This is a genomic window from Micromonospora sp. NPDC005173, assembly GCF_040608515.1.
Lineage (GTDB): Bacteria > Actinomycetota > Actinomycetes > Mycobacteriales > Micromonosporaceae > Micromonospora.
In genome coordinates this window covers 1-5,386 of record NZ_JBEXIK010000094.1, presented here as the reverse complement: position 1 = coordinate 5,386, position 5,386 = coordinate 1, and the positions used below count along the sequence as shown (strand labels likewise).

Here is a 5,386-nt window from a genome sequence, read left to right as displayed (position 1 = left end):
CGCTACGACAGAGCCCGCAAGAACCTCGACCGGCACCCCAACTACATCCTGGCCGCCTACATGGCCTCCGGGACATAACCAGCGCTCGCGGCTTTAGCCGATGAGAGTGCGTCCCATCTTGAGGCGTTGCCACCGTTCCGGTACCCCCTAGGGGTGTCCGGCGGATCATGTGATGGCCTTGCGCGGCTCAGCCATTTCCTTGACTGGCTTCCAAGCGCACCGGGGTGCGGTCGTAGGGTTCTCGCTGTGACAGTTCACCGAATGCCCGCTGCGGAGGTTCCAGTCTCTGTCGAACTGGTGCGCCGTCTGCTCGATCAGCAGCACCCCGATCTAGCGGACTTGCCGGTCGAGGTCCTGGCCAACGGCTGGGACAACCTTGTGTGTCGGCTTGGTGAGGAGTTCCTGGTCCGGTTGCCGCGGCGCGCCATGGCCGCCGAACTCGTCGCGCACGAGCAGCGGTGGTTGCCGGAGTTGGCCGGCCGCCTGCCGTTGCCGGTGCCGGCGCCGGTGCGTGTCGGGCAGCCGACGACTCAGTACCCGTGGTCATGGAGTGTCGTGCCGTTTTTCCCGGGCCGGATCGCGGAGCGGTCGGAGCCCGACGACCTCTGGTCGGCTGCGGCGACGCTCGGCGGTTTCTTGGGCGCGCTGCATGCCCCGGCTCCTTCGGAGGCGCCCGTCAACCCGTTTCGCGGGATTCCACTCGCCGGGCGCGCCGAGGGAGTCCTGACCGGGCTGGCGCACGTCGATCCGGCTGACCGTGCCGCCGCGCTGCGGATCTGGGAGGTGGCCGCCGCTACACCTGCTTGGGATGGTCCGCCGCTGTGGCTGCACGGGGACCTGCACCCGGCCAACATCCTGGTCAACCGCGGCCGAATCAGCGCCGTGATCGACTTCGGTGACATCACCTCGGGCGATCCCGCCACCGACCTGTCCGTGGCCTGGATGCTGTTCACGGCGGAGCAGCGTGCTGCTCTTCGACAGACGTATGGCCGCGCAGACGACGCGACCTGGGAGCGGTCGCGTGGGTGGGCGCTTGTCCTGTCCCTGGTCTTCCTGACGCACTCGGCGGACAACCCGCTGATGCGCGGCATCGGCGAGCGCGCCTTCCGTGCGGTGCTGAATTAGCAGCCGACCTCCAGGTACTACATGGCAGAGCATGACGCCGTAGGCTCCAGGGCGCTTGACTTGCAGTAGCGGCCCAGGGGGCTGGACGGCGGGCTGATCAGGTCTTAATCCAGAGACGGATCGAGGCCGCGGTAACGGTGCCGTGGAAGATATAGGCTCGCTTGTCAAAGCGCGTCGCCACCGCCCGGAAGTGCTTGAGCTGGTTGATCGTGCGCTCGACCTCGTTGTGGCGCCGGTATATCTGTTTGTCGAAGCCGGCGCGCCGTCCTCCTTTGCTGCCGCGGCGACAACGGTTCGCCCGCTGGTCCTTCGGCTCGGGGATGGTGTGCTTGATCTGACGTCTGCGCAGGTAGCGGCGATTGCGGCGGGAGCTGTACGCCTTATCGCCGCCGAGGTGGTCCGGCCGCGTCCGGGGACGCCCGCCGCCAGGGCGCTTGACCTGGATGCGTTCCAGCACCGGGATGAGCTGGGGGCTGTCGCCCCACTGGCCGGGAGTGATCAGCAGGGCCAGCGGCCAGAGGCCACCCTCCCCGGCGAGATGGATCTTGCAGGTGAGGCCGGCGCGTGAACGGCCGAGTCCCTCATCGGGCCGGTGCTGGCGAGGAATCGACCGTCTCTTCGGGATCAGGGGCGCGCTGCGTGGTGCCCCGGCCGCATGCTGGTGAGCCCGGCACGAGGTGGAATCCACGCTCACTATGCTCCAGTCGATCTGCCCTTCGGCGTCGGCATCGGCCAGGACAGCCTGGAGAATCCGATCCCAGGTCCCTTCCGCGGACCAGCGGCGATGGCGCTCGTACACCGTCTTTCCAGTTCCCGAACCGCTCGGGCAGGTCCCGCCACGGGACGCCGGTGCGGATCCGGAACAGGATCCCGTTGATCATCCTCCGGTGATCACCCCATCGCCCGCCCCGGCGACCCGGCTTCGGCAGATGCCGTGCGAGTCGTGCCCACTCATCGTTCGTCAGATCACCCCGCCCCACGACCAGAACGATGGTCCAGGGGCCAGACGGTCATGATCCGCCGGACAGAACCTAGGCCTCACTATTCAGCGTTATGCCACGGACGGGTCAACTGTGCCGAGCGGTATGCGCGTGCGACCGTTGACGACGTGGCGGCCAGCTGCGGACGGGACGGCAACCAGACGGTCTGAATGCCGAGTTGCTCGTTCATCGCAGCGAGCTGGTACTCGTAGCGAAGGTCCGCGGCCGTGCGCACGCCGCGGACGATGACCGTGGCGCCGCGGCGCAGGCAGTAGGCAGCGGTCAGGCCGGTCCAAGTGTCCACCTCGACATTGCCCCAGACTGCCGGCATGGCGTCGCGCACGCGTACGGCCCTGGCCGTGGCCTCGGCGGTTGGTCGCTTGTCGGCGTTCACGGCCAGCAACACGATGATCCGGTCGAACATCACCCGAGCACGGGTTACCAGGTCGCGGTGCCCCGGGGTGAACGGATCGAACGTACCGGGATAGACCGCCAACGAACCGTGTACCGGTGCCGCTCTACGATCAGATGTAGCCGTCACCGCGACTTCAACCACATGGCCACGATCATCCCAGCCGTACATGTGCCGACCCGACTTTGGGCCATGTCGTCACCGCCGACCACCGCCGGCATCCTGATCTGCCGCAGACCGCACCCGGTCAGCGTCCGTTCGTGTCGAGAAGGGTATACCCGATCAATCCCTTCCTGCGCGCTGATTCTCGACAAGGGTCAGCAGGGCGGAGTGCGTTTGCTCGTCGGCGGCCACGACGAGACCGCCCGCTCCGGTGTGAAGTGGCTGGCCGTCGATCCCGGTGACCACACAGCCGGAGGCTTGGCAGAGGGCGATACCGGCCGCGAAGTGGACGCTGTCGCGTAGGTGGCCATCGGTCACGTAGGCGGCGCGTCGGCCGGCAGCGACCCAAGCCACCGCCAGGGTGGTGGAGACGACGCGCGGGCGAAACTGCTCGATGAACCCTTCGTCGGCAAGTAACCGGGCGGCCCGGAAGACTCGCTCGTTGGGGAACGGTGGATCGAGATTGACGTCTACCAGCCTCGACTCGGCCGACGGGGCGAGTCGCTCGTCCACGCCGCCGCGACGCACGTTCGCACCAGCGCCGTCAGTCCAGAACACCTCATCGGCGAAGGGGTCCGCCGAGGCTGCCACGACGACCTGTGTGCCGGTTCGCAGAGCTACGTTGACCGAGACCAGCATGTTGTGTACGGCATAGTTCAGCGTCCCGCACAGCGGGTCGACCAGCCACGTACGTCCATTCCCGCCGGTTCCCGTGCGTCCGCTTTCCTCTCCCACCACGACGTCGTCCGGCCGGGCAGCGTGCAAGACGTCGAGGATGGCCTTCTCCGCTTCGATGTCGGCCGTCGTGGCGAAGTCCCCTGCAGACTTCTCGAAGCGTGTCAGGGTTATCCCGTAGTGAGAGCGCACGACCGCAGCCCCCGCTTCCGCCGCCTTGATGACCAGATCCCGATCGTTGATCGACATGCACGCACAATAGATCGGGCGGGTTCCGAGTGGGAACTGCCGTCCGGCCCACAGCGGGCGAGCCTCGATCAGATATCCGGATCTGCCGCCGATCGTGCGTTAACAGTCCGTCGCTGGTCACCAGGTGCTCTGGCGGGGCCTCGATGCGGAGGAGGCCGCTGCCGGCCGTCATCCACTGGGGGACGCTCTCCGCTGCGGTGAGCGTCGCCGTCAGTGACAGTCGCGGCTCCGGCGAGGTGATTGCTCTGGCGGTCGCACGTGCGCTGCCGGGGCGTTCTCTAGCAGAGGTTGTCACGCCAGTAGCGGTAGGCCAGGCCTCGTGCCACCTCAATCGATCCTGCTGCGACGAGACAGGTAAGACGATCATCCCCGGTCGGTGCGTCGACGTCGAAGGCAACGATCACTGGCGGTTCTTCACCGACGTGCCGACGCACCAGTGCGCGCTCGTCGAGGGTGGGCCCCGGAACCAGGAATCCCGGAACAGGGGCGGGCAGACCAGGTGGCACCTCAACTACATCCTCGCCGCGTACATGGACTCCAGAACATGATGAGCGACTCGGCCGAGATGAGTGCATGCGTGTCGTCGCGCTGCTCGCCCTGCCCCGCGTAATTTGTCGCGCCCGGGGCCGACTACCTCTTGACGAGGCTAACGTTGTTAGCCTACGGTCCGGCTAACGATGTTAGCCAGATCCGGGGAGAGTTTATGATCACCAGCGGTTCCACCGTGTCGACCACATCGGCGCGGTCGCCGCGATCTGGCCGCGATCGGATCGCAAGGATCATGTTGTGGCTTGCCGCCGTCGGCGCCGCCGGTGCCGCGCTCACCGCGGCCGGCACGGTTTGGGACGCCGATGGCGGGACCAAAGTCGTCGAGACCTGGCGAGCCTACGGCCTCGTCGTCTTCGCGGGCCTGTTCGTGCTGCTTGCGCTGGCGCCGCGCAGCTACCGAGGTGTGTGGGAGCTGGTGATCTTCCACAAGGTCGCGCTCACGGTGACCGCCTTGCTCTACGCCGTTCATGGCGGCATCGCCGACACCGCAACGATCGTCGGTTGGGATGGCACGGTCTCGGTGCTCCTCGTCGGCGCCTACGTGTTGAGTCGCGGTTGGACGTCGTCCCCGGGCTGGCGCGGCACCACCCAGCGCGCCGGATGAGGACACTGGTAGCGATCCCGGCTTGTCCGAGGCGCTGGTGAACCGCCGCGGCGAGGTGGTCGACGCGGCCGAGCGGATCCTGGAACGTGAAGGCCCAGACGCGGTGACCATGCGGCGCATCGCCGACGAACTGCGCATCCAGGCACCCTCGCTGTACAAGCACATCGCCGGCAAGACCGAGATCGAAGCTGCACTGCAACAGCGCGCGCTGGAACGGCTCGGTGCCGTGCTGGCCGGGGCCGGCGCCGACCTGGCCACGCTCGTTGCTGCCTACCGGCGGTGGGCGCTTGAGCACCCTCGCCTCTACGAGCTCAGCGCCCGCCATTCCCTGGATCGTCCACGTCTCGCGCCCGGCGTCGAGGCCGCGGCGGCCGCGCCCCTGCTGAAGGTCACCGGCGGCAACATCGCAGCCGCGCGTGCTATCTGGGGCCTCGCGCACGGCCTTGTCGATCTCGAGCTGGCCAACCGATTCCCACCCAACGCCGACCTCGACGCGGCCTGGGCCCACGCGATCAGCGCGTTCGCCATCTATTGCACAGGGCCGCCGGCAGATGTCTAGTCCCACCACCTGCTTGACGAATCCGTCCCAGCACATGCACGACAGTCGGCCTTGGTTCCTCGGTCGTCCTG

Annotated in this window: 7 protein-coding genes; 4 read left to right on the top strand and 3 right to left on the bottom strand. The window is 67.4% G+C overall.

The genetic code is table 11. From position 1 onward, the window contains the following. Window positions 1–261 precede the first annotated feature (261 nt). Window positions 262–1,125, top strand: a complete 864-nt coding sequence (locus ABZV00_RS37615) for an aminoglycoside phosphotransferase family protein (RefSeq protein WP_355615384.1) — start codon at window positions 262–264, stop codon at window positions 1,123–1,125. A 97-nt stretch (window positions 1,126–1,222) separates the two neighbouring features. On the opposite strand, the gene ABZV00_RS37610 is transcribed toward ABZV00_RS37615, so the two are convergent. From ABZV00_RS37610 to ABZV00_RS37600, 3 genes are all read right to left on the bottom strand, one after another. Then, a protein-coding gene (locus tag ABZV00_RS37610) for an IS5 family transposase (protein ID WP_355615381.1) occupies window positions 1,223–2,105 on the bottom strand; the annotation gives its coding sequence in 2 pieces (ribosomal slippage) (window positions 1,223–1,930 and window positions 1,932–2,105; 882 coding nt in all). Window positions 2,106–2,166: 61 nt separating this feature from the next. Then, window positions 2,167–2,688 (bottom strand): pantetheine-phosphate adenylyltransferase, encoded by a 522-nt coding sequence (gene coaD / locus ABZV00_RS37605; protein WP_355615378.1) that lies wholly within the window; start codon window positions 2,686–2,688, stop codon window positions 2,167–2,169. 111 nt (window positions 2,689–2,799) lie between these two features. Continuing rightward, on the bottom strand, window positions 2,800–3,603 hold the full coding sequence (locus ABZV00_RS37600; protein WP_355615375.1) for an inositol monophosphatase family protein: 804 nt from the start codon (window positions 3,601–3,603) through the stop codon (window positions 2,800–2,802). Between the two features lie 143 nt (window positions 3,604–3,746). Between ABZV00_RS37600 and ABZV00_RS37595 the strand changes: the two genes are divergently transcribed. From ABZV00_RS37595 to ABZV00_RS37585, 3 genes are all read left to right on the top strand, one after another. Continuing rightward, window positions 3,747–4,151, top strand: a complete 405-nt coding sequence (locus tag ABZV00_RS37595; RefSeq protein ID WP_355615372.1) for a hypothetical protein — start codon at window positions 3,747–3,749, stop codon at window positions 4,149–4,151. Window positions 4,152–4,306: 155 nt separating this feature from the next. After that, window positions 4,307–4,756 carry a hypothetical protein gene (locus tag ABZV00_RS37590; protein ID WP_355615370.1) on the top strand — a complete coding sequence of 150 codons (450 nt, stop codon included), beginning with the start codon at window positions 4,307–4,309 and terminating at the stop codon, window positions 4,754–4,756. Between the two features lie 22 nt (window positions 4,757–4,778). Next, window positions 4,779–5,315, top strand: a complete 537-nt coding sequence (locus ABZV00_RS37585; protein WP_355615367.1) for a TetR/AcrR family transcriptional regulator — start codon at window positions 4,779–4,781, stop codon at window positions 5,313–5,315. The last annotated feature ends 71 nt before the right edge of the window (window positions 5,316–5,386 follow it).